Origin of the sequence: Roseovarius roseus (assembly GCF_043355935.2) — a bacterium.
Taxonomy (GTDB): Bacteria; Pseudomonadota; Alphaproteobacteria; order Rhodobacterales; family Rhodobacteraceae; genus Roseovarius; species Roseovarius roseus.
The window spans coordinates 99,585-123,580 of record NZ_JBHFPE020000006.1; the positions used below are offsets into that span (position 1 = coordinate 99,585).

Consider the following 23,996-nt stretch of genomic DNA (forward strand, 5'->3'; position numbering starts at 1 on the left):
GGTCTTTCCTGAATTGGCCTGAGTTGGGTATAACATCTGCGCTGCGCCCGCAAAGGGGTTTACCGCGCCGCCCCTTGGCAAATCCCGAGGGGTCGATGCCGTGCCAAGGTGGCCGTCTCAGAACGAGAATGGCCCCGTCCCGCCCTTCATCGGAATCCGCACCGACCGGAATGTGCCGTGCCAAGTATGAAGCAGCATCCCGTCCTCGCATATATGATAGCCCACCGGCGCCTCAGCGCGGGCATCGAACGCAAAGCTGCTGCATGGCGAGGGCGCGGATAGCGCAACTTTGCCGGCGACCGATGCGATCATGGTGCTGTGTATATGACCGCAGACGATACGGACCTCGGACCGGGTGGCTGCAAGAACCCTCTCCAGCCCGTCAATGCCGGACAGCCCGATACGGTCCATGAAGGCTATGCCACTGGGGAAGGGAGGATGGTGGAGCGCCAGCAATGCCGGGCGACCATTCGCGGCCTCAAGCGCATGCTCCAGAAAAACCAACGCCGCGGCATCCAAGGCACCGCCGCCCTGCCCTTCGACCAGTGTGTCGAGGCCGATCAGGTCGACATCGCCCAACCGCAGCGTCCAGTGCAGGCCGCCGGAGGCCGGCAGATACCCGTCCGGTGCGAAGGCCGCGCGCATCGGCTCGCGCAGATCGTGATTGCCCGGTATCGCATAGAGCGGCAGGTTTAGCCGCGCGAGGCTCTGGCGCAACAGGGCGTAACTCTCGGCGCTGCCATCATCGCTGAGATCGCCGCTGATCAGGATCGCGCCCAGCGGGTCGATGGCCGGACGGATTTCGGCGATGCGCGCCACCAGACGCTCCAACGACGCCGCCGTATCGAGGCGGCCCGAGACCAGTTCGCCCTCGCGCACAAGGTGCAGATCCGAGATTTGCAGAACGCTTGTCACTTGATCCCCGCCCGCAGGAAGGCTTGCACGAATTGCCTCTGGAACAGCAGGAAGGCCAGCAAGAGCGGCGCGACCGTCATCATCGTGGCCGCCGAGATGACGCTGATATCGACGCCGTTCTCTGGCGCGCCAAAGATCGACAGACCCACCGTCAGGGGCCGCGTATCGGGCGAATTGGTCACGATCAGCGGCCAGAGGAAGTTGTTCCAATGGGTCGAGACCGAGATCAGCGCATAGGCAAGATATGTCGGCTTGGCCAGCGGCACATAGACCCGCCAGATAATGCCCAAAAGGCCGCAGCCTTCGATCCGCGCCGCCTCGTGCAATTCGATCGGGACGGATTTGAACGCCTGCCGCATCAGGAAGATGCCGAAGGCGCTGGCCATGTAGGGCATTCCGACGCCGAGGATCGTATCGAACATCCCAAGTCGCGAGATCATCGCGTAATTCTCGATGATGAGCACCTCGGGCAGGATGAAGAGCTGCATCAGCACGAGGATGAAAACGAGGTTCTTGCCCGGAAACTCCAGCTTGGCAAAGGCGAAGCCCGCGAGGGTGGTCAGGATGAACTGCCCGATGAGAACGATGGTGACCAGAAGGAACGTGTTGAGAAAATAGCGCATCCACGGCGCACCGGTCCAGGCGGTGCGGAAATTGTCCAGCGTCCAGGGCGCGGCGAGGTTGAAATTCACCGCGTCCGAGGTCGTATGAAACGCCGCCCAGAAGGCAAAGACCAGCGGCGAGATCCAGATCACTGCCAACAGGAACGCGCCCGCGCCCTCAATATGTCGGGCCAGCCCGCTCATTGGTAATGCGTCCGGCGGTCAAGATAGAAGAACTGGATCGCCGCCACGACGCACAGCACTCCAAGAACAAGTATCGTCATCGCCGCCGCGTGGGGCCGGTCAAAAAAGGCAAAGGCCATTTCCCAGATGTAATAGAGGATCAGCTTGGACGCATCCGAGGGGCCGCCCTTGGTCAGGATGAAAAGGTGGTCGATCAGCTTGACCGAGTTGATCATCGCGTTGACCATGATGAAAAGCGTCGTCGGCATCAGCAATGGCAGCACGATGCGCCGCGTATAGGTCCAGCGGCTGGCGCCTTCGATGTCGGCGGCCTCCTTCAGGTCCTCGGGGATGGTCTGCAAGGCCGCGAGGTAGAAGATCATGAAGAACCCTGCCTCCTTCCAGATGGTCACGATGATGATCGCCCAAAGCGCGGTTTCCGGCTGGCCCAGCCAGTTGACCGACGGCAGGCCAAAGAGCGCGCCGATCTGGTCCAGCACGCCGAGGCCGGGCGTGTAGAAGAAAAGCCAAAGGTTCGCCGCCGCGATCATCGGCAGCACGGTGGGCGTGAAATAGGCGGTGCGCAGAAACCCCCGCGCGGGCAGTTTGGAATTTGCCCAAAGCGCCATGGCGAGCGCGATGACGATGGAAACCGGGATGGTCACTGCGGCATAGAAAAGGTTGTTCTTTACCACCAGCCAAAATGTCGGGTCGGCAAAGAGATCGGCATAGTTTTCGCCGCCGATGAATTCGGACGGGTTGCGCCTTGTGCCGCGCGAAAAGAGGCTGGACCAGAATGTGGCCACCGACGGATAGAACGCAAAGAGCGACAGCAGCAGCGCGGCAGGCGACAGCAGCAGCCATCCGTAGATGGCTTGGCGGCGGCGTTCGATGTTGACATGTCTGCTCATGCGGGGCGGCCTTTGATGAGGTGCCGCCGCCCGGCCCTCCGGGGGCAAGGCGGCGGCGCAGGGTCGGATTACTGGTACGGCTTCAGCAGCCGCTCGGCCGCGGTTTGCGCCTCGCCCAAAGCCTCGGCAGGCTCCTTGGCGCCGGTCAGGGCCGACTGGATCGCGTTGTTCAGCCCTTCGCGCACGCGCGCCGTCTCGAAGGTTGAAAATTCGGCGACAGCCGATTCCAGCTGATTGCGCGCGACCAGTGCGGGCGGGAATTCCTCGGTGTAGGCCTTCAGCGCCTCGGTGTCATAGGCGGCGGGCGATACGCCCATATAGCCCGTCGCGATCGACCATTCCGCCGCCTGCTCGGGCGCCGTCATGAAGCGGATCAGCTTGAGCGCGGCAGCACGCTCTTCGTCGCTGGTATCCTTGAAGATGTAGAAGTTGCCGCCCCCGGTGGGCGAGCCCTTGCGCTCGTTCGCGGGCAGCTCGGCAACGCCGAAATCAAAGCTGGCCGCGTCCTTGACCGCCGTCAGGTTGCCGGTGGAGTGCCACATCATCGCCGTCTGCCCCTCAAGGAACGCCTGGCGCAGCGTGCCCCATTCGACGGTGCCCTCGGGCATGATACCATGCTCGGTCGAGAGCGATTTCCAGAATTCCAGCGTGTCGACAACGGCCGGATCGTCGAAATAGGTGGTCAGGCCGTCATCCGACATCAGTTCCTTGCCGTTCTGGATCGCCAGCGCCTGGAACATCCAGTAGGGATAGCCCGTCGAGGGGATCATGATGCCGCTGGTGCCGTCCTTGGTCAGGGCCTTGCCCATCTCGACCATCTCGTCCCATGTGCTGGGCGGCGCTTCGGGGTCAAGACCCGCCTCGCGGAACATGTCCTTGTTGTAATACGCCACGATGGTCGAGCGCTGGAACGGGATGCCCCATGTCTGGCCCTCGACCTGACCGTTCGCCATCAGCGCGGGGTAGAAGCTGTTCAGCCACTCCGTGCCATCCTCGCCCTCGATCAGATCGTCGAAGGGCACGATCAGATCCTGCTCGATCAGGTCATAGGCATCGATCGAGAACATGACGGCCAGCTGCGCAGGCTCGCCCGAGTTCAACGCCGACAGGGCCCGCACGCGGGTGTCGTCGTAATTGCCCGAATAGATCGCGTTCACCTTGATGTCGGGGTTTTCAGCCTCGAAATCGGCGACGATGCCGTCGACCACATCGGTCAGCGCGCCGCCGACGGCAATGGGATAATACATGGTCAGCTCGGTCTCGGCGGCGGCCATGGACGCACCACCCGCGACCAGCGCGGTGGTCAGGCTCAGCGTGGTGGTCAGTCTGGTAAAATGTTTCATGTCAGGTCCTCCCTAGAGATGTGAAGTCGTCGTCCTTGGTCTTCGGCCTCCCGCCGCGCATCACGCGATGCGTCTGCCAGAGGGGTCGAATCGGTGCAGATCCTCATCGTTGAATGTAACATCCACATGTTCGCCCTCGGGCATGACATGCAGCCCCGGCAGCAGCAGCGACAGGCCGGATGCCTCGGCGCACTCAAGGCCGATCAGCGTCTCGGAGCCGAGGAATTCCGCCTCGCTCACGGTGCAGGACAGCCGCCCTTCGCCGCGCGGCACAAGGCGCACATGCTCGGCCCGAAGACCCAGCGTCAGGTTCGACTGGAACCCCGGCACCTGCGCGGACGGCATCAGCGCCATCGGCGGCGCGCCGACGAATTCGGCAACAAAAGTGTTGGCCGGACGGTTGTAGAGATCATCGGGCGAGCCGATCTGCTGGATGCGGCCCTCCTTCATCAGCACCACCTTGTCGGCCATGCTCATCGCCTCGGTCTGATCGTGGGTGACATAGACGACCGTGATCCCCAGATCGCGCTGCAGCTTCTTGATGTCCTTGCGCACCGCATTACGCAGTTTCGCGTCGAGGTTCGACAGCGGCTCGTCCATCAGGCACAGGCGCTGCCCGGCGATGATCGCGCGGGCCAGCGCGACGCGCTGGCGCTGGCCGCCCGAAAGCTCGGCGGGCTTGCGCGCCTCAAGGCCGGTGAGGCCGGTGATCTCCAGCGCGCGGGCCATCTTCTCCTGCCGCTCGGCCTTGGGCACGCGGCGCACCTTGAGACCAAAGACGACATTCTCGGCCACCGACAGATGGGGGAAAAGCGCGTAGGACTGGAACACCATCGACAGGTTCCGGCCCGACGCAGCGCTCGTGGTCACGTCGCGCCCATCGATGCGGATCGTGCCCTCATCGGGCAACTCGAGCCCGGCCAGAAGGCGCAAGGTGGTGGATTTGCCGCAGCCCGAGGGGCCAAGAAGGGCGACGAACGAGCCCTCATCGATGTCGAGCGATATGTCCTCGACCCCAAGCTGGCCGTTCCAGCGTTTGGCGATGCCGGCAAGGCTGACATAAGGCGCGCCCGTCATGCTGCCCTCCCTTCGGCGAGGATCAGACGCGCGCCCATATCCCCAACGATGGCGGCAAAGTCATCCCCCGGCATCCGGTCCAGAACAAGGTGATCGACCTCGCGAATATTCTCACCCGCCGCGGGGGCAAGGCGGCCGAACTTGGTGCTGTCCAGCACTAGGATCGAGCTGCGCGCATTCTCGCGGATCCGCTCGCGGGCGCGCACCTCGACGGTGTGAAACTCCAGCAGGCTGCCATCCTCGGCCACGCCTGCCGCGCCGAAAATGGCATATTCCGCACGATAGCGGTCAAAGAAATCCACCACATCACTCCCCAGAATGTCCCGGTCCGGCAGGCGCAATTCGCCGCCCGGTAGGATGATGCGATTGGACATCTCATCGCTCAGCGCCATCGCCGCGCTGAGATTGTTGGTGATGACCGTCAGGTTGCGTCGGCTGCGCAGCGCCCGCGCGGCGCTGAGCGTTGTAGAGCCGATCGAGATGAAGATCGTCGCACCGTCCGGGATCAGCCGCGCCGCCGCCTCGCCGATCCGGTGCTTGCCTGAAGGGTTCGTGGCCGCGCGCAGATCGAAGGGCGTGTTCTGCGACTGATGCGCCAATTCGATCCGGCCGTGGCGGCGTTGCAGCGTGTCATCCTCGCACAGGATGTCGATATCGCGGCGGATGGTCTGCATCGACACGCCCAGCATCTCGGCCAGGGCATCGACGGTCACCATTCCGCGCTCGCGCACGATCTTCAGAATGGTGTCGCGCCGCTTGAGCTTACGTTCAGACATCACCCCCCCCAACGGCTGATATACCGCCTCAAACGCTAGAGACGCCAAAGCCTCAAAACAACATAAATCTCCCATGTAACAGTAATGCTGCACCTGAAAGACGGTTAAATAACAAGCAAACGCTCGAAAAAAATGTGGCCTTGAGCGCTTTGTCTCTTTGTCATTTCAAGCCCAATCCCTACAGTCAGCTCATATCGCAGCCCTCCCCGAGCGAGGCACCGCAGCAAATACTGAGGGACCAGACCACCCATGCTGAGCGCACCGACGATCTTTGAGCGATACGAGCAGATCAGGCCGCGCCTGCCCTCTGCCCCGCCTCGGTCCGGCACGCAGGACATCACGGCGCTGACCGACATCGCAAGCGAGGCCGCAGCTTTTGTGTTTGACGCGTTCGGGGTGTTGAATGTGGGCGATACTCTGATTGAAGGCGCCGACCGGCGCGTTGATCAGCTGCGCGCCCTCGGTTGCCGGATCCGCATCCTGACCAATGCCGCCAGCTATGACCGCGCGGGGGCGGTGTCCAAATTCGCCAAACTCGGCATCGACGTGGCGCCCGATGAGATCATCACTAGCCGCGACGCCGCTTTGGGCGCGCTAACGCCGGGCGTGTGGGGCGCTATCGCCGCACCGGAGGACAGTTTGAAGGATATCGGCCAGGACGTCCTGCGTCTCGGCGATGATCCCGCGCCATACGATCGCGCCGACGGCTTCCTGTTTCTATCCTCGAGCGACTGGACTGATGCGCGGCAGGCCCTGCTTCAAGCCTCCCTCGCCGCGCATGACCGCCCCGTCCTGATCGCCAATGCTGATCTGGTCGCGCCGCGCGATGACGGCTTCTCGCTTGAGCCCGGCCATTACGGCCACCTCCTGCTGGATGGCGGGGCGGGTCAGGTGCGCTTTTTCGGCAAACCCTTCCCCGAGGTCTATGACTTGGTTGAAGCCACCTTGACCGGCACTCCACCCGGCCGGATCGTCATGTGCGGTGACACGCTGCACACCGACATCCTCGGAGCGGCCGCGCGTGAATGGCGCACTGTCCTGGTTGCGCGCGATGGTCTCTTCGCCGGCTACGACACCGCCGATTTCTGCAATCGTGCCGCGCTGCACCCCGATTGGCGACTGCCGCGGATCTAAGCCACAGCGCAACCAGGCATTTTTGAAGGGCATCCGGCACATGTGGGTCATCTTGAGCCTGCAGAGAGCCAAGCTCACCTTCCTGCCAACACTCAAGCAGAGATCGCAATTGAGCATGCGTCTTCGGCCGCGTGTTAGAACCCTAGATATGCGTTGCGAACCGTGGGGTGTCCTTCAAGGTCTGCAGCTCCACCTTCCAGAACGGCCCGGCCATGCTCCAAGACATAGCCGCGATCCGCAACTTTAAGAAGTTGGCGTACATTCTGCTAGGCTAGCCTCTGGACCCATTGATTTTGGGCGCATTGCGTGGTTCACGGCTCCAAGAATGGAGCGGTGTCATGATGCACTGTGTGAAACTGCCGGGGGTAATGTCTCATGGCGAGGAAGTTCGACCGCCAGATCGCCGAACTCCAAGTTCGCATCGCAGCAATCGCTTGCATCATAGGACAAGCTAACGGGCTATATGGTGGCAATTATGGTGGTGTAGCGAAATATATTCAAGAAGATGTTTAATTTCAATGCCTTAAAAAGAAACTCCAGCCAGCCGAGTAGGATCCACCCACCCAAATGTCGTGCAATCTTTTAGGCCTTCCAGATGTTTCATGTCCTCTCGCTCAGCGCTTCGAGAGCTGCGCCGGTTAACAGCATGTTTATTTCGTCGGTCGATGCGATGAAGCCAAGCCGGTCGTATGCTGCGCGCGCGCCAAGGCTGTCATGATAAACCGCGAGTTTCAAAAATCTTCCGGCATTCCGGCTTCTACCCTCCCGAATGGTCGCGGCCAGCAGTCGCCGGGCCAGTCCCAGACCGCGCGCATTTTTCGCGACCCAGAGATCGCTGACGAAGATGCCCGCACCACCCTGGCTGGTCGAGAAAGCTGGCGCAGCAAGCACGGCAGCCACCGGTTTGGCACCGCGAATGGCGAGCAGTGCAAGGCAAGATGCTGCGGGACCGCAGACAGCTTCGGCCAGTATCGCGGCGTCGGCGGTATAGGGGTCACCCAGTTCAAACGCCAGCTGCCGCAGGGCAGAGTCCAGCATGTCAATGTGGTCTGGCTTTACTGGTGCCATCACGATCTCGCCCACAGATCAAGCCCCCTCCACGCCGTGTGAACACGCGATGCTAGAGGGAGTCCGTAAACCTCGTGCATGACGATGAACAATGTTATGTGATCCTCGGCAAGCTGCCTTGTTACGAGGATCACATCTTCGACCAGTTTGGGAGCCAGCGCCGATGCTACCTTTCGGAATGTCCAGAACCGCCTTCACTTGAGATCCAGCGCGGGCTTCTTGCATCGGGACATCATCAATCTCTTTCCCATCAAAGATTAGCAGATTGCAAGTCGCAGCCTAATCCAGTGACAAAATTTCTACGGATGGCTCAGGTATCGCTCAGAATGGCTTCGCCAAGAGCTGCAGTAACCATGATTTCCACGCGCATTTCGGGGTCACCTAGTTCGACCGCGCAACAACAGCGGGGAGGTGGATTGCCCGGAGTTACCCACTCTTTCCAGACCGCATCCATGGCGGGAAAATCTGCCATGGTGGTGATCCATATCTCTGCTGTCAGCAATCGTGACTTATCGGTTCCCACCCGGGCTAGTAGATCGTCGATTTTGGCTAGTGTTTCGCGGGTTTGCATGGCCACGTCTCCGACGTTGTCCGAGAACTGCCCCGAGAGGTAGCAAACGCCGTTATAAGTTGTCATCCGGCTGCGCCGGGAATTAACGTCAAATCGCTCAAGTTTCATTGTCTGCCCTTTCGTCAGGTTTCGCGCCCGGCCTTGCGGCTTTCCAAGGCGGATATGATTTGGAAGCCGATGCTTCGGAACGGCTCTGGTGCGATCAGGCTCGCGGTGCCCATGGCTTTGGTGACTGCCTCAGGTGTGCCGGCGCCGGTCATCAGCTCGGCCAAGTGCCGACCCAGCATTGTACCCTTGGCTATGCCGCTACCGTTGCAGCCGCCCGAAGCGAAGAGCCCAGGTTCCAGTCGACCCCACCAAGGAGCCCCGTTCATGGTGAAGGCCGTGGTGCCGCCCCAGACATACTCCAAATTGACGTGCGCAAGGTCCGGCCATCGGTTTATGAACCGGCTGCGCAGCTTGGAGATGGCTTCATCTTGGCTCACCTCAGATTCGTATGCATAAAGTGATCGCACCATCAGCCGGTCTCGTCCGATGCGCCGAAGCGTGGTGCCCAGACGATGTGCTGGCAAAAGACCCCAATTTTCCGCACTGCCCAATTGGCCAAGATCGGCCTCGGGGACCGGGGCGGTGATCGCAGCATAGGTGTAGATCGTAGCCATACGCAATTTCAGATAACCAAAGCTGCGAATGAAGCTGTTATTGGCCAGAGCAACTTGACTGGCGCGGATCATGCCTCCGTTGGTCGTCAAAGCCCAACCGGAGTTCTCACGTGTCATCCCGAGAACCGGAGAGTTCTCGTAAAGCGACACATTTTCCGGCAAGGTATCGGCCAAACCGCGGATAAGGGCGGCGGGTTGTATGAGATAGGTGTCATTCACATAGATGCCGAGGCGATAGTAGTCCGATCCGATCCGATCTGCGATTTCAGCCTGACCGAGCACCGTATGCTTTATCCCGTTAAATTGCGCGACCTCTATCACATTGCGCAGCGAGACCTCGCCGGCTTCGGTCGCGGCGGCGCGGATGGATCCCACTTTCCGCATATTGCAGTCGATGCCCTTTTCTTCGATCAAACCGGTTAGCCAGTGGAAAGCTGGTCCAATCAGCGCGCTCTGCCGCCGTGCGGTTTCAGCGCCCTTCATGGTTGCAGTACGGGGCAGGACCTCTGCGGCGGTAAAGCCTGAGTTGCGCGCGGATGAGCCTTCACCGACCGTGGTGGCTTCGAGAACAGCGATCCGCGCCTGAGGATCCAGTTCGTGCAGGCGACGCGCGATTGCAAGCCCGGTAAAGCCTGCGCCGATCACGGCGTAATCAAAGGTTTGATCGCCCGCAACGGGAGTGTGCGGACGACGGATCGGCAACATGGCGTTCCAACCGCAGATATTGGAATAAGTCGGAAATGGAAGCTTGGACATAGTCGCCACGTGTCAAGAGAAAGGGCCGCGGTTTCCCGCGGTCCCTGAGGTTTATTAATCAGTGAAGTGCGTCTCTTCAGTCACGAGCGGACCAAGGGACATCGACCCATTGAAGTCATGGCCCCAATTGAGGTTTTCACGTCGCGCCCAGACCCCGGCGGTCTCGGTCACCGGGATCGCGCAGACCTCTTCCAAAATCACGCGCTGCGCTTCTTCCCAGAGTTCGATCTGCCGCTCCTGATTGGTTTCCGTACGTGCGGCTTCGATCTGCTCATCGGCCACATCGCAATGACTAAAATTGGTCACTGCGGTTGGCGTGCCAACGATAGCGTCCGAATGGAAAAACTGGCTTAGATAGACATCCGCAACCGGGAAGCGCGCCGCACCGTAATTCACGAGCGGGCTTAGATCCTGGCGGATCATCTGATGCCAGGTCGCGTGTTCGACAGGCTCCAGCTCCAACGTGATACCCACCTCAGAAAGCTGTGCCTGCAGAACCTGGTTAGACGATTCATAGCTGGGAAGCTGGCTCCCGATCATCGGCACGGTCAGCCCATCGGGATAACCCGCTTCGGACAGTAGTTCGCGAGCGCGGTCCGCGTTGAAGCTGACATGACCATTATCCTCAGTGTAGCCGAGGTTGTTCGACGGGACGACGGATTTCGCCACCCGAGTGAACGCGTCGCCGCGGTACTGTGCGATCCGACTTGCATCCACGGCATAGGCCAGAGCTTGGCGCACGCGGATATCGTCGAACGGCTCGCGTGTGGTGTTTATGTGCAGAAGAGAGAGCTCTGCCGGGTTGAAAATGTCGACAGTTGCCCCGTCAATCGCGGTCGTGCGCTCCAACCAACGCGGATCCGCAAGCCCCGTAATTGCATCGACTTCACCTGAAAGGAACGCCAGATCGCGTGCCGAAGCCGCGGAGAGGAAGCGATAGGTAATCTTCTCAAGCTCGGGCGTGCCACGGAAATAATTCTTATGTGCAGTAAAATGGACGGCAACGCCCGGCTCAATGGAATCGAGTTGGAAGGGGCCAAAGCCAACGGGACGGCGCGAAAACTCATCGCCGCGCTCTTCATAGGCGTCTTCGCTTATGATGAAGCCGCCAGCGTAGTTGGCCAGCAATCCCAGAACGCTGGGTATCTGCTGGTTCAGCGTAATGCGGACAGTGTGGGAATCGACCGCCTCAACGCTTTTGATGGCGGAGTAATCGCTGGCAAAGGCCGACCGCTCAGAGTCCGCAGACTTATTGAGACTAAAGACCACGTCATCGGCTGTAACCTCACCATAGCCGTGATGCCACTCCACACCTTTGCGCAGCTTGAAAGTCCAGACAAGGTTGTCCTCGCTGGCTTCCCAGCTTTCAGCCAAATCAGCTTCGATTGTGGCTGGATCAGTGGAGCCGGGCGCAAAACGAACGAGGCCGCCAAAGACCCAAGCAACCAGCGTCCGGTCTGTAGTGCTGGATGAGTAGTGCGGGTCCAGGTTGCCGATATCAGCGGCAGCAGCCCCAAGCTTTAGCTCTGTATTGGCGAACGCCGACAGTGGTGCAATCGCTGTTGCCGCGAGAATGGCGGCGAGCATGTGCCCCTTAGGAAAAGAGAAGTTCATCTTTATTACCTCCTTGTTGATGAATCGTTTGGTCAGTCTGCGCAGCATCCACATCAAGAGCCGCAAAAAGCGGTGCAAATCCATGGTCCATAAGCCCATCGAGCGCACTGAGAACTGCCTCTTGGCGTGCGTCGGTGACATTAGCAGCGCCAATGCGGCGGAATTTTTCGATAACTTGTTTGCGCGACATTGGGTTGGCCACATCCCCCAAGGCATGCAGCACGGTCAAACTTTGCGGACCCTCCCCCTGATCCATGATGACACGGCAAGGTGTTCCGACGGGGAACGAGGAATCAAAATCTTCATGCGCCGCCAGCTCAATCCGTCCGGCCAACTCCAATACTGCACCGTCGGTCAGCCAAGCAGGATCAACTGGCTGGAGGGCAGTGGAACCTTTCAGCGCAGCAAGAGCGCAACTAAAGTAGTAACTGTATTGCCCGGCTTCGAGCGTCGCAGGAGCCCGGGAGTTCGACAATTTCAATCCCTGCGGGAAGGTCTCGATCCGCAGGCTGATAATGGGCTTTCCAGGGTGGCGCAGCTCAGTGATCGCATCCACTGCGGCATGCATGTAGCGGCAGCACGCGTAGGGCTTTAGATAACACTGGTGCAGCCACCACTCCTCACCCAAGCCATCTGTCAGGGTGGCGCGCTTGAAGCGGTCTTCGCGGTCCAGAAGATCAATCGGTCCGGTCGCGCCGGCATGGGCCCTGAACGCGCCTGTCAGCCCAGCAGTGACAGCAGGCGGGATACCCTCTTTCACAGTACTGCCTTGGTATTTCGAGCTACCCGTGGGAAAGCTGATCGGACCCTCGGCGCCAGCGATGGCCATCGCATAGGCCATCTTCCGAGCATCAAGACCCAGAAGCCGTCCGGCTGCTACCGCAACGCCATAACCGACCCAGCGACCGCTGCTATATGTATCGAAAGTTCCCGTCGGTCGCGAAGAAGCGATCCGCAGCGCCACGTCATATCCGAGTGCAATCGCATCAAAAATCTGAGCATCGCTCGACCCGAGCGTCTGGCCCACAGCTAGCGCGGCGGGGATAACTCCCGCACCTGCATGTCCGGCGGCGCCGCGGTGTCCATCATCGATATCGAGAGCACTTGCAGCGGCGGCGTTGACCATGGCCGCCCCGGCAAGCGAGAGCTTGAGATCAGTGTACCAAACCTGAGCCGGCCCGCTACCGTACAGCATGGGCGCTGCTGCTCGAGCTGCTGCAGAGAGCGGCATCTGCAACCCTGCAGCAGTGGCGGCAAGCAAATCGGTCACAAGTAAGGAAACCGCCGCGCTGGCTTCTCGCGGGAGGCAACCCTGCGGATGATCGGCCGCGAAGACTGCGAGTTCCTCTATCACATGCATATGAAACCTATTTGTTTAAGATGTCAGACGAGGCCCGACGAATGAAGTGGTTCTCGCCAGCCACATTCCATTCCGGAGCAGGGTGACGATAATCCAGCGGCTTGATCGGGCTACGAGGCGCGGTGGAATCGAGTGTGGGAAGAACGCGCGTGTCGCGCTGGTCGGGATGGGTGATAGGAATGGCCGACAGAAGGCGCTGAGTATAATCATGCCCGGGTCGCCCTATCACATCGTTGCGATTGCCTATCTCGACAATCTCGCCGAAATACATCACCGCGACGCGGTCGCAGATCCTTTCAACCGCAGCCATATCGTGGCTGATGAAGAGATAGGAAACTCCGAATTCCTGTTGCAGATCGATCATCAGTTCGATGATCTGCCCCTTGATCGATACATCGAGCGCTGAGACCGCCTCGTCTGCGATGATTAGTTTCGGGGACATCGCCAATGCCCGCGCAATGCAGATCCGCTGGCGCTGCCCGCCTGAAAACTCGTGCGGCAAGCTTGAGGCGCGGGCGGGGTCGAGACCGACGCGTTCCATCAGCCATTCCATTTTCTCGACAGCTTCGCGGCCCTTGGCTAGGCCATGTACAAACATTGGCTCAATGATTGCAGATCCAATAGTCTGCCGGGAATCGAGCGAACCATATGGGTCTTGAAAAATCATCTGCACATCACGGCGTAGCCGCGCCAAGCTGCGCGGATCATGGTAGTTGATGGGCTGTTCCAAGACGCTTATCTCGCCGGAGTGGATTGGGGCGAGGTTGATGATCGCCTTGCCAATCGTAGATTTTCCTGAGCCGGACTCGCCCACCAAGCCCAATGTCTCTCCCTTCCCAATTGCAAACGAAACATCGTCGACTGCGTGGACGATGCCCGTCACCCGACCAAGAAACCCGCTGTGCATTGGAAAGCGGACCGACAAATCGGAGACTTTCAAAACGGGTTGATCACCGGAGAATGATATTGGCACGCCATCCACCGGGCGAGCGGGTATGGTGCCATCAGCGCGCTTACCTGCGACACTGGGCGCAGCTTCAATCAAGCTCTTTGTATAAGGGTCCTTGGGACTCGAGAATACGTCGTGAACCGTGCCACTTTCAATCTCGCGCCCATGTCGCATGACCAATACATGGTCAGCGACCTCGGCCACGACACCCATATCGTGGGTAATGAAAAGAACCGCTGCTCCTGTCTCCCGCTGCAAATCCTTCAAGAGCGCCAGCGTTTGGGCTTGGACTGTTACGTCAAGCGCAGTAGTCGGCTCGTCCGCGATAATCAGCGCCGGATCGCAAGCCAGTGCCATGGCGATCATCACGCGTTGACGCATACCCCCCGAAAAGGTGTGCGGGTACTGACGCATGCGAGTTTCAGGATCGGGGATGCGCACCTTTTTCAGCATCTCAAGGACTGCCGCTTTCAACTGGGCGCCCTTCAACCCCCGGTGAATGCGAATGACCTCACCCAACTGATCACCAATCCGCTGTACAGGGTTGAGAGACGTCATGGGTTCTTGAAAAATCATGCTGATCCGGTCGCCACGAACTTGACGCATCTCGGATTCCGGGAGTGTCAGAAGCTCTCGATCATCAAACCTGATCGATCCCTCTGCCCGGCCAACGCGATCGGGCAGAAGCCCCATGATTGCCAGTGAAGTGACGGATTTGCCCGATCCCGACTCGCCAACCATGGCAAGCGTACTGCCTGGAGCGATTTCAAAATTCAGGTCGTCTACAACGGTCGCGCTGCCAAAGGAGATGTTTAGATCACGCACGGAAAGGATAGGATCTGCTGGCATTAGGAGGCATCCTTCAGACGCGGGTCGATCGCATCTCGCAGACCGTCACCGATCAGATTGAAGGCGAGAACCAAGATAAGGATTGCCAGGCTGGGCATAAGCGCCAAGTGAAACGAGTTCAGAATGTTGTCGAAGCCGTCTCGCACCATACCTCCCCACGTTGGGGTGGGCGGTGCAAGCCCCAGTCCGATGAATGCGAGGGAAGCTTCCGTTCGTACGGCCGTCGCCATCCAGAGCGAGGCCATGACCATGACTTCGGGCAGGATTGCAGGAGTGATATGTCGAAAGAGAATGCGAGGTCCCGAAAATCCCATCGCGAGACAGGCCTCCACATACTCTCGATCGCGCTGTGCGATGACGCCCCCGCGCGCGATCCGCGCAAAAGCCGGGGTCGCGGTGAACGCAATGGCGATGATGATATTGGTCAACGTTGCGCCAAGCATCGCCACCATCGCAAGGCCCAAGATCAATGCGGGGAAGGCCAGCACGACATCCATAATCTGCATAAGGATGATGTCGATCCGCCCGCCGACATAGCCCGCGATCATGCCGATCAAAGTGCCTACAACCATAGCGATGACGATCGCAAAGAAGCCGATCGTAAGGGAATAGCGTGCCCCGTAGATAAGCCGCGACCAAATATCCCGACCAAACTGGTCAGCACCCAAAAGGTAGTCCGACCCTGGCATGGTCAACGTATCCATGATGTTTTGTCGAGCCGGATCATGCGTGGCCAGCAGCGGCGCAAACGTAGCCATCAATATCAGTGCAACGACTATGGTGAAGCCGATCCAAGTCGAAACATTCAATTTGCCAAAGAAGCTCTGGAAACCACTGTGACGAACGACAGGCTCAGGAATGGGAGTGGAGACTGGTTGGGTCATTTGTATTTGATCCGCGGGTCAAGGAAACCATAGGTCAGGTCGGTCAGCAAGTTCACCACGACGACCATCAGCGTGTAGATGACGATCATTCCTTGCAGCAGCGTGTAGTCGCGCTGCGTCAGAGCGGTGAGAATAAGCTTGCCGAGACCAGGCCGAGAAAAGACGATCTCGGTGAGAACTGAATTACCGATCAAGATCCCCAGATAGAGACCTACGACCGTGGTGATCGGGATCATGCAATTACCAAGCGCATGGGTCCAGACAACCGTAGTTGAACTGGCACCTTTGGCGCGCGCCGTACGGACGAAGTCCTGGTTCAGCACCTCAAGCATGGCAGAGCGGGTAACACGGGTGATGTAAGCCATCATGATCAGTGCCAGCGCCAATGTTGGCAAGGCCATCTGGCGCAATCGATCGCCGATCGTATCTCCGGAGCCTGCACTGATGACCGGAAACCACCTGAAATGGATCGCAAAGATCATCAAGAGAACGATTGCTGCGACGAACGCCGGCAGCGACAGGCCCAAAAGTGAGATGAACCGCAAGACATAATCGGGAAGTCGGTTGCGTCGCACTGCAGCCCAGACCCCGGCCGGAACGCCGAGCATGACGCCGAGAAGCAGCGCGGCGATGGTCAGCTCCAGAGTATAAGGAAGAACCGCCAGAATCTCTTCCATGACAGGCCTTCCAGTAACCAAGGAGTTGCCTAGGTCGCCCTGCACTGCATTAAGCAAAAATGTCCCGTACTGCACGAGCAGCGGCTGATCCAAGCCAAGCCGATCACGCAACGCCTCGATATTGGCGGCACTTGCTTGGTCACCCAATATCACCATTGCCGGATCGCCAGGTAGGATGCGCACGAGGATGAACACCAGCGTCAAAGCGCTGAAGAGTGTGATCGTCGCAAAGCCAAGACGCTTGATCAGAAATGGCAGCATTTGCCTCCCCCTCGCGTTGCCGGGATGCCCGGCAGTCACTTCACGTGAAAATCCAGAGCGACGCCCTCCCCACACTGATTGTGAGATGCGGAAAGCCGCTCCGGTCGACGAGCCCCCATAGAGAGCTCATCCAACCTCCACATCGATACAAGACTAATACACACGCAACCTGTCAAATTATTCCTTCTATCGGAACAAAAATTAACGTACCGTTCCAATAAACGGAATATCTGTGCAATATGACCGCTTCTCGAACATCGTCTCTCAATGCCGAGCGCGCCCTCGATATTCTGCTTGCACTGGGGGAGGTCGGACCTGAAGGACTCAGCCTTTCAGAGATCGTGCAGCGGATCGGTGGCGGGAAATCAGCGGCGCATCGCTCCATTGCCTCTCTCCTGAACAAGGGCTTCGCGGAACCGACCGGGCGCTACGGCTACTATAGGCTTGGGCCGGCAGTCTCGATGCTCGCCCAGCGACAGGAACGACTTGAACCGCAGATCCAAAAGCTTCGTCCTGGCATGACAGAATTTGCGCGCCGAACAGGTTTTACAGTCTTTCTGATGGTGCAGGCCGGGGTCGATGCCGCGTGTGCCGAAATGGTCAGCCGCTCCTCGCGTCGGCATTTTTCACTCGGCTTGGGAGGGAGAGTGCCGATGGGCGTAGCGGCCGGCAGCCTAGCGCTCTTGTCCATGTTACCCGAAAAGGCCGCAGCCCAAATAATCGAGTCCAATGCCGAGCGCTATCTGCGTCATCCCTCGCAACGTTACATCGACAAGATGATAATCGCCGAACACGTGGGCGAGGCGCGAAGGCGCGGTTATGCCCTGAACATGGCGTACTATCTTCCAGGGGAAGGTGGTCTAGGCCTGCCGATCCCGCGGCGCGACTCATCCGACGTAAATTTAGCCGTTTCGTTCAATGCGCCTTTGGAAATGATGAATGATGCATGGATCGAGGAGATTGTTAGGGAACTCCGAGAGTGCCTTTCGCTGCCCTCCACTTGCGCCAGAACAGAGCGTTTAGATGGACTAGACCGATGATTCCTACCGACAGGCTCAGCGCATTCTCAGTCGCCAAGATCGATCGGTCCGTGGTCAGCATAGAGATCGCCCGGCCCAGGGTTGGTGTCCGGCGAGGCCCCGCCCATGTGCGTCATCACCCCCCACACAGCATTCAGCGCGGTCTGAACGGCACCTTCGACCCAGGCCGGCGTCCAGCTCACCCCGTCACCGGCGATGAAGAGGCCGCGTTCATGAGGCGGCATCCCGGATTGCATGAAATGCCCGAACATGCGGTAATTGTAACGGTAATGCCCGGGCAAGGCGCCCTTGAACGCGCCGAGGAAGTTCGCGTCGCTCTCCCAGCTGACCGTGATCGGGTTGCCGACAATATGGCGGGCGATATCGACGTCGGGATAGATCTTGCGGAGCACATCGAGGGCCAGCTCGACCCGCCGCTCGACCGAGAGAGGTTCCATCTTCAGCGCATCCGACATCCAGGAGTAGGTCAGGCAGATGACTGCAGGCTCGTCAGGCCCATTCTCGAAGAAATATGTGCCCCGTGTCATCCGGTCCGTCAGGGTCACGCTCATCCGCTCGCGGCCGGTCGTGGGATCGCGGTCCCGCCAGAAAGGACGGTCGACCATCACGAAGGTTTTCGAAGACTGCATGTAGCGGGTCCGATCGAGCGCCATCCACATCGACTGGCTGAGCAGCCGTTCGTCGAAATCGATGGCGGTGCTGAGTACCCAGCTCTGGCAGGTACTGATCAAGGCGTCGTAGCGCTCCGTACGGCCCCAGCGGTCGCGGACGATGAAGGGGCCCGTCTCGCCCTCGCGGTGAATGGCCACTACGCCCGGCAGCGTAGAGCCGCCATGGAGCTTTTGCAGCGACGTGCCGGCGGGCCAATGGGCCATGCGGTCCGGCTCTCGTTTCCAGAGGCCCTTTGGCACCTGCTGGACACCGCCGATAATGTATCGCTGATCGTCATCGAAGCCGAGCAGGTTGACCCGCAGGATTTCCAGCATGGTGTTGCCGAAGTCGCTATCCCAGCCTCCTGTGCCGAAGCCGACCTGACCAAAAACCTCGCGGTGGCGGAAGGACAGGCGCCGAAAGGCGTCTGAGGAGGCGATAAAGTCATAGAAACTGCGGTCGTCCCAATCCCGGACAATGGGGTTCCAGAGCTCTTTCACCCGTGCGGCATCGCGATCCTTCACGGCATCGCGCAGCGCGGAGAATTGCGCATGATCCTCCAGCGCCTCGTCATAAGCGGCGCTCACTTCGCGGTAGAGTGGCGGCAGGTCGTCGAGGGATTCGGCGTAGAGTGTCTCGCCCGCAAGGTCGATCACCGTCGATCCCGCCGCATCGGTCAGCGGGTTGGGAAAGGGGCGCGAATCAAGTCCCAGGGTATCGGCATAGTGATAGAAGGCAGTCGAGGAGATCGGAAACCTCATGCCGCCGAGCTCCGCGATCGCGTCGTTGGCGCCTTCGAAGGCCTGGCTGCGTAACCGCCCGCCCATTTGCCCCGCCTCATAGACAACCGGATGCAGGCCAAGCTTCATCAGCTCATAGGCGCAGACCATTCCGGCCATGCCCGCCCCGATGATCCCGACCTTCTTGCCGTGGTTTTCCGCAGGAATGCTGCCGATCCCGTCAGCATGGGTTATCCATGAATCGTAGGCAAAGGTGAAATCGGGACCGAAGGCGGTCACCTCGGGGCGCGGTCTGTTGTTTTCATTCATCCTTGGCCTCGTCGGTGGTGGTCGAAGATAGGTTTAGCTCGCGTCGCCGGTCCCAAAAATTATTCCTCCCTCTCGCACCTAATCGATGCCAGCAAGGTCCAGAGTGGCGGCGATCAGGATCGCCCCCTCCCGGTGGGGGCCAGATCAACGCCCGCAGGGCCGCAAATGCACGAAAACCCACGATAGGTGAAGTCGCCTTTTCTCCGATGTAATTGGCGTAGGCCCGGAAGATCCCATCAGGGGCAAGGTTCCATAGGGGGCAGTTCTCAGCGACATCCAACAAGCGTGGCCTCTAACGTTAATGAACCAGAGAAATCAAAAATGAGCAATCGTTCGAGAGTCTCACCTTGTCGCCGTGGGTGTAAAGGCTGAATGAGACAATAACCGACTTCGTTGCTCTTGTTGGGGCGACATACAAGTTCTCTCAGGGCATATCGGCGTATTGAACGATGATTGCGTGATCCACCTCCAAGCCCTTTACAAGAGGGGTGCTGCCGATGCTGCGCCGTGGCACACGGCGACACAAACGCCGTGTGCGGGTTTGAAAATCAGCCACGCCATCAGTAGATGATCCGCCCTCGGTCTCAACCGCCCTTAGGCCCGACCGGACCGAAGATAGTGACTCTCTTCGGTATGGGCAGGTCTCGTCGCGACTTATGAAACGCTCTGAGTTTCTCCCATGGCCTCAATCCGGTGCAACAGCGCGTCATCAGTAAAAGTCGCGACTCGCTCCATCGGAAGGGAGTTGAAGCCTCATCCTTATGCCACCTTTGGACTGCCTCATATGCAAGACGAGCATCGGCAGACCGCCGTCAATCTTCGCTTGCCAATGGTCAAGCTACACCTGCCAGACGCTCGCCGCCTTCTCTCGTGCAAGTCGGTGGGAATCTGTTTCAAGTGGGAGTGGCACGATGCGCTTACGCGTCTCGACCACTTCAAACCTCTGCGGGATGCGCCTCACCAAGTGCCAGACACCGCGCCGATTGGTCAGTTTCAGATCTTTTTGCATCGCGAAATCCCATCACTCCGGCTCCATGTTTATAGACCAATGTCATGCAATTTATCATTCATGCAGAGGGGACCAGGGCGCAATAGGTGCGAGTTTATGCTACGAGCTCAGTGGCTTACGTCAATTTCCATGAAAAATCGTGGCGGACCGAGGAGGATTCTCCACTCCGAGATATTTAACGCAATGCATTGATAATGCTTTATATTACAAATCTTCGTCATCCAAAATGTCATGCAATTTGTCATGCAGAACTTAGGGTCCACATTGCGAACCTAGCTGTGAACGCTTGACGTGATGTGTGTCAACTGGGGAGGTCGCATTGGTTTTGACCGAACCAAAGACGATTTTTCTGATCGGATTCCTAAGAAGCGTTCAGCTTGCTAGGGATTATGCTTCTATGAACGGATAGAAGCACTGCCCCGGTGCAAGTCCTAGAGCTCTACACCGGAAACAAGACATCAAACGTCAGGCTCGGAAACCACCATCCGGAGCGAATGCGCCGCATGATCGCCGCCGGCAGCAACGGTATACGTCAAAGATCTCCTCGTGTTCTCAAAGCATGACCCGTCCTAATGTAAAATCCCTCTCAGCGCCGTCGCACGTATAGAAAGTTCGGGGCTGTCATGACCGCGCTCCCTCCTGCAAGAGCGGTAGTATTCCTTTTAGGGCTGTGTGATTGCGGTAAGGCGAAGTACCGGTTAAAACTTTTTACAGCAATCTTCCGCCGTTTTGAAAGTACGCGTTGGACAGTAAGTCTTAGAAGAAAACCTGTGATACAGGCCAGCGTCTGGTCACTAAGGGCAGTAGACTAAAATGTCGCAAAACTTGAACGAGTATCTTGCTGCGATCGTCGAAAGTTCCGATGATGCAATCATTACCAAGAACCTTCACAGCATCATCCGAAGTTGGAACAAGGGTGCCGAGCGCTTGTTCGGCTACACTGCGGAAGAGGTTGTCGGGCAACCGATCACAATGCTCATCCCGGAGGAACGACAGCACGAGGAGTTAGACATCATTTCGCGGCTTCGTCGTGGGGAACGCATCGAGCATTTCGAAACTCTAAGACGTCACAAGAACGGGACGCTCGTGCCAATCTCATTGACGATCTCACCTGTCCGCAACCCATCGGGCGAGGTGATTGGCGCTTCGAAAATCGCGCGTGACATTACACAGCAACGACAGGCGGCCGAGCGGCAGAATATGCTTCTGGGCGAGATGCGCCACCGGGTCGGCAACTGCTTCGCAGTGGCTGGGAGCCTTATAACCGTCAATGCGCGGCAGGTAGAGACAGCTGACGAACTTGCCACCTTAATGCGGAAACGTCTGATGGCGCTATCGGATGCACACAGGCTGGCGGTCGCTGGTCGCCAGGGAGAATATGCAAGCAGCACATCGCTGCGTGATCTCATCGCGTCAATCGTCGAGCCGTTCACAGCTGGTCAGTTATTTGAGTTGAAGGTGGAGGATCTGGCCATCGCTCCGGATGCACTCACGCCGATGGCGCTTGTCTTCTACGAGCTTTGCACGAATGCTGCAAAGTACGGCGCATTCTGCCAGGGCGACGGTGAACTTGTGATCTCAGCGCGCCGCCGTGGAGATCGGTTGGTGATCGAATGGCAGGAACGTTGCTGCCTCGATCCTCAGAAAGTGCAGAGAGAAGGCTTCGGGACGCAGATGTGCGAAAGCGTGGTACAAGCCTCCCTCGGAGGCACGATCAACCGACAATTTCGGTCCTCCGGATTGACCGCCGTAATCGATCTCGACCTCGCGTCGCTCGAGACGAAATAGCCCGACGGTGCCATCCCCCTTTTGATGGAAGCAGGCTTGTTTGTCTCCTGAGCGCAGCATCGTGAAGGGGCATAGGCGCGTTCCAGAAAGCGCCACAGGAACCGATGTTTGAGCATCGCGTTCTTCCGTCCAGGAGGATTTGATATGACATTACGCTTTGAACAAATCCTGGCAGATGGTGTCGCGGAATGCTCTTACATCCTGGGGGACGATGCGGCGCATGTTTGCGCCGTGGTAGATCCTCGCCCAGATGTAGAGATCTACCTCGAGGCGGCGCGCCGTTTCGGCATGGCCATCACCCATGTTTTTGAAACGCATATTCACGCCGATTTCCTGAGCGGCGCACGCGAGCTGGTTGACCGCCTAGGCGGACAGGCGCAACTCTATGTCAGCGAGGAAGCTGGCGCCGAATACGGGTTCGACCATGAGCCGGTGCGCGATGGCGACGAATTCACCTTCGGCGGCATGAAGATGAAAGCCCGCTTCACTCCCGGCCATACACCGGAGCACATGTCCTATCTGCTCTTCGACGGGGACACCGAGACCCCTTGGGGTGTCCTCTCCGGAGATGCGTTCTTTGTGGATAGCGTCGGCCGCCCAGACCTGCTTGGGCAGGACGAGACCGAGGAACTGGCAGAGAAGCTGTTCCACACCGTGCGCGATGTCTTCATGGCATTGCCCGATGACGTGATCATCTATCCCTGTCACGGCGCCGGATCGGCCTGCGGGCCAGACATCGGGGACCGGATGTCGAGCACGATCGGCTATGAACGACGCTTCAACAGCTATGCGCGGATCCCGGATCTGGAAGACTTCAAGGAGGCGATCCTTGGCGACGCGCCTCCGGTGCCGACCCATTACCCACGCATGAAGCAAGTGAACTCCGACGGGCCGGAGGTGCTTCGCAACCTGCCACGGATCGAGCCGATGGCGGTTGAGCGTTTCGCGTCGGCAATCGACGGCGGGGCGCAGGTCCTCGACGTGCGGGACATGATGGATTTCGGCGCCGGCCACGTGCCGGGCAGTCTGAACATCGGTGCAGAGCCCGAGCTTTCTGTCTGGGCCGGCTGGCTGCTCGACCCGGACGAGCCGATCCATCTCGTGCTGCATGACGATACTGACCTGCCTGGCGTTCTGCGCCTGCTCTGGCGCACGGGCTTCACTGATTTCGGCGGCTACCTTGCCGGCGGTATGGCCGCCTGGCGCGAGGCCGGGCGTGACTTCGCGCAGATCCCGCAAATATCAGTGCATCAGTTGAAGGATGCCGAAAGCCTGACGCCGCTCGATGTGCGCAAGCCCGATGAGTGGGAGGGTGGCCACATCCCCGGCGCCCACCACGCCTTCCTCGGCAAGCTGCGGCAGACTTTGGACGAACTCGACCGCGCCACCCCCTATGCGACCTACTGCGCCAGCGGCTTCCGCGCATCGATCGCGGCCAGCCTGCTGAAGAAGAACGGATTTGACAACGTGCGCAATGTCCCTGGAAGCTGGAAGGCGTGGCAAGCCGCTGGGTACGAAACTCGCCGCCCAGGTTGAGCAGAACTTCTTGCAGGAGACAGTCCAGACCAAAGAGCGCTTCCACGCCGCATAATTCACACCGGACGACGATCAGATCAGTAAGGCTTGTGCTTCCTCATCAACTTGCAGGCCAACGATAAGGACAGGAAGCTGAAGATGAAACCGCATGAGGAGTGCCGAAAAGCCGAGGAGGCGCGGCGGACCCATCTCCTCCATCCGGCTGACGTTGAGAAACTCTCAGCTGACGTGGTTGTTACAGTTCGGAGCAGGACAACAGAACTTGTCGGTTCCATGAAGCGAAGATAACAGTTGGACCGTTCCCAAGGCAGGCTGCGCCGCAGCTGGCTGA

19 protein-coding genes are annotated in these 23,996 nt (G+C 59.1%); 4 read left to right on the forward strand and 15 right to left on the reverse strand.

Going from position 1 to position 23,996, the window contains the following annotated elements:
• Positions 1-117 precede the first annotated feature (117 nt).
• From ACEWPL_RS11705 to ACEWPL_RS11730, 6 genes are all read right to left on the reverse strand, one after another.
• Positions 118-915, reverse strand: a complete 798-nt coding sequence (locus tag ACEWPL_RS11705) for a phosphodiesterase (protein ID WP_393932373.1) — start codon at positions 913-915, stop codon at positions 118-120.
• Positions 912-1,721 (reverse strand): carbohydrate ABC transporter permease, encoded by an 810-nt coding sequence (locus ACEWPL_RS11710; RefSeq protein WP_393932371.1) that lies wholly within the window; start codon positions 1,719-1,721, stop codon positions 912-914. The genes ACEWPL_RS11705 and ACEWPL_RS11710 overlap by 4 nt, the downstream gene beginning before the upstream one ends.
• The gene (locus ACEWPL_RS11715) at positions 1,718-2,611 is read right to left on the reverse strand and encodes a carbohydrate ABC transporter permease (protein ID WP_393932369.1); all 894 of its coding nucleotides are present in this window, start codon (positions 2,609-2,611) and stop codon (positions 1,718-1,720) included. The genes ACEWPL_RS11710 and ACEWPL_RS11715 overlap by 4 nt, the downstream gene beginning before the upstream one ends.
• Before the next feature lie 68 nt (positions 2,612-2,679).
• Entirely contained in the window at positions 2,680-3,954 is a 1,275-nt protein-coding gene (locus ACEWPL_RS11720) for an ABC transporter substrate-binding protein (protein WP_393932367.1), read from the reverse strand.
• 60 nt (positions 3,955-4,014) lie between these two features.
• A complete protein-coding gene (locus ACEWPL_RS11725; RefSeq protein WP_393932365.1) occupies positions 4,015-5,031 on the reverse strand; it encodes an ABC transporter ATP-binding protein in 1,017 nt (338 codons plus the stop codon).
• Positions 5,028-5,807, reverse strand: a complete 780-nt coding sequence (locus ACEWPL_RS11730; protein ID WP_393932363.1) for a DeoR/GlpR family DNA-binding transcription regulator — start codon at positions 5,805-5,807, stop codon at positions 5,028-5,030. The genes ACEWPL_RS11725 and ACEWPL_RS11730 overlap by 4 nt, the downstream gene beginning before the upstream one ends.
• A 249-nt stretch (positions 5,808-6,056) precedes the next feature.
• Between ACEWPL_RS11730 and ACEWPL_RS11735 the strand changes: the two genes are divergently transcribed.
• Positions 6,057-6,941, forward strand: coding sequence for an HAD-IIA family hydrolase (locus tag ACEWPL_RS11735; RefSeq protein ID WP_393932361.1), 885 nt, complete (start codon positions 6,057-6,059; stop codon positions 6,939-6,941).
• 600 nt (positions 6,942-7,541) lie between these two features.
• Here ACEWPL_RS11735 and ACEWPL_RS11740 read toward each other — a convergent pair.
• The 8 genes from ACEWPL_RS11740 to ACEWPL_RS11775 all read right to left on the reverse strand — a co-directional run bounded on the left by ACEWPL_RS11740 (position 7,542) and on the right by ACEWPL_RS11775 (position 16,592).
• On the reverse strand, positions 7,542-8,024 hold the full coding sequence (locus ACEWPL_RS11740) for a GNAT family N-acetyltransferase (protein WP_393932359.1): 483 nt from the start codon (positions 8,022-8,024) through the stop codon (positions 7,542-7,544).
• A gap of 295 nt (positions 8,025-8,319) precedes the next feature.
• Positions 8,320-8,688 carry a RidA family protein gene (locus ACEWPL_RS11745; RefSeq protein ID WP_393932357.1) on the reverse strand — a complete coding sequence of 123 codons (369 nt, stop codon included), beginning with the start codon at positions 8,686-8,688 and terminating at the stop codon, positions 8,320-8,322.
• Positions 8,689-8,702: 14 nt separating this feature from the next.
• Entirely contained in the window at positions 8,703-9,998 is a 1,296-nt protein-coding gene (locus ACEWPL_RS11750; protein WP_393932355.1) for an NAD(P)/FAD-dependent oxidoreductase, read from the reverse strand.
• A gap of 54 nt (positions 9,999-10,052) precedes the next feature.
• Entirely contained in the window at positions 10,053-11,612 is a 1,560-nt protein-coding gene (locus ACEWPL_RS11755) for an ABC transporter substrate-binding protein (protein ID WP_393932353.1), read from the reverse strand.
• Positions 11,593-12,972: an MmgE/PrpD family protein gene (locus ACEWPL_RS11760; protein WP_393932351.1), complete on the reverse strand. Its 1,380-nt coding sequence runs from the start codon at positions 12,970-12,972 to the stop codon at positions 11,593-11,595. The genes ACEWPL_RS11755 and ACEWPL_RS11760 overlap by 20 nt, the downstream gene beginning before the upstream one ends.
• A 7-nt stretch (positions 12,973-12,979) precedes the next feature.
• Positions 12,980-14,770 (reverse strand): ABC transporter ATP-binding protein, encoded by a 1,791-nt coding sequence (locus ACEWPL_RS11765; protein ID WP_393932349.1) that lies wholly within the window; start codon positions 14,768-14,770, stop codon positions 12,980-12,982.
• On the reverse strand, positions 14,770-15,654 hold the full coding sequence (locus tag ACEWPL_RS11770) for an ABC transporter permease (RefSeq protein WP_393932347.1): 885 nt from the start codon (positions 15,652-15,654) through the stop codon (positions 14,770-14,772). The genes ACEWPL_RS11765 and ACEWPL_RS11770 overlap by 1 nt, the downstream gene beginning before the upstream one ends.
• Positions 15,651-16,592: an ABC transporter permease gene (locus ACEWPL_RS11775; RefSeq protein WP_393932345.1), complete on the reverse strand. Its 942-nt coding sequence runs from the start codon at positions 16,590-16,592 to the stop codon at positions 15,651-15,653. The genes ACEWPL_RS11770 and ACEWPL_RS11775 overlap by 4 nt, the downstream gene beginning before the upstream one ends.
• Before the next feature lie 239 nt (positions 16,593-16,831).
• Between ACEWPL_RS11775 and ACEWPL_RS11780 the strand changes: the two genes are divergently transcribed.
• Positions 16,832-17,632: an IclR family transcriptional regulator gene (locus ACEWPL_RS11780; RefSeq protein WP_393932343.1), complete on the forward strand. Its 801-nt coding sequence runs from the start codon at positions 16,832-16,834 to the stop codon at positions 17,630-17,632.
• 26 nt (positions 17,633-17,658) lie between these two features.
• On the opposite strand, the gene ACEWPL_RS11785 is transcribed toward ACEWPL_RS11780, so the two are convergent.
• The gene (locus ACEWPL_RS11785; protein ID WP_393932341.1) at positions 17,659-19,332 is read right to left on the reverse strand and encodes a flavin monoamine oxidase family protein; all 1,674 of its coding nucleotides are present in this window, start codon (positions 19,330-19,332) and stop codon (positions 17,659-17,661) included.
• A 1,834-nt stretch (positions 19,333-21,166) separates the two neighbouring features.
• On the opposite strand from ACEWPL_RS11785, the gene ACEWPL_RS11790 reads away from it, so the two are divergent.
• Together ACEWPL_RS11790 and ACEWPL_RS11795 are read left to right on the forward strand one after the other, a co-directional pair.
• Positions 21,167-22,129, forward strand: a complete 963-nt coding sequence (locus tag ACEWPL_RS11790) for a sensor histidine kinase (protein WP_393932339.1) — start codon at positions 21,167-21,169, stop codon at positions 22,127-22,129.
• A 144-nt stretch (positions 22,130-22,273) separates the two neighbouring features.
• Complete coding sequence (locus ACEWPL_RS11795) at positions 22,274-23,665, forward strand: MBL fold metallo-hydrolase (RefSeq protein WP_393932337.1); 1,392 nt, start codon at positions 22,274-22,276, stop codon at positions 23,663-23,665.
• Positions 23,666-23,996: the final 331 nt, after the last annotated feature.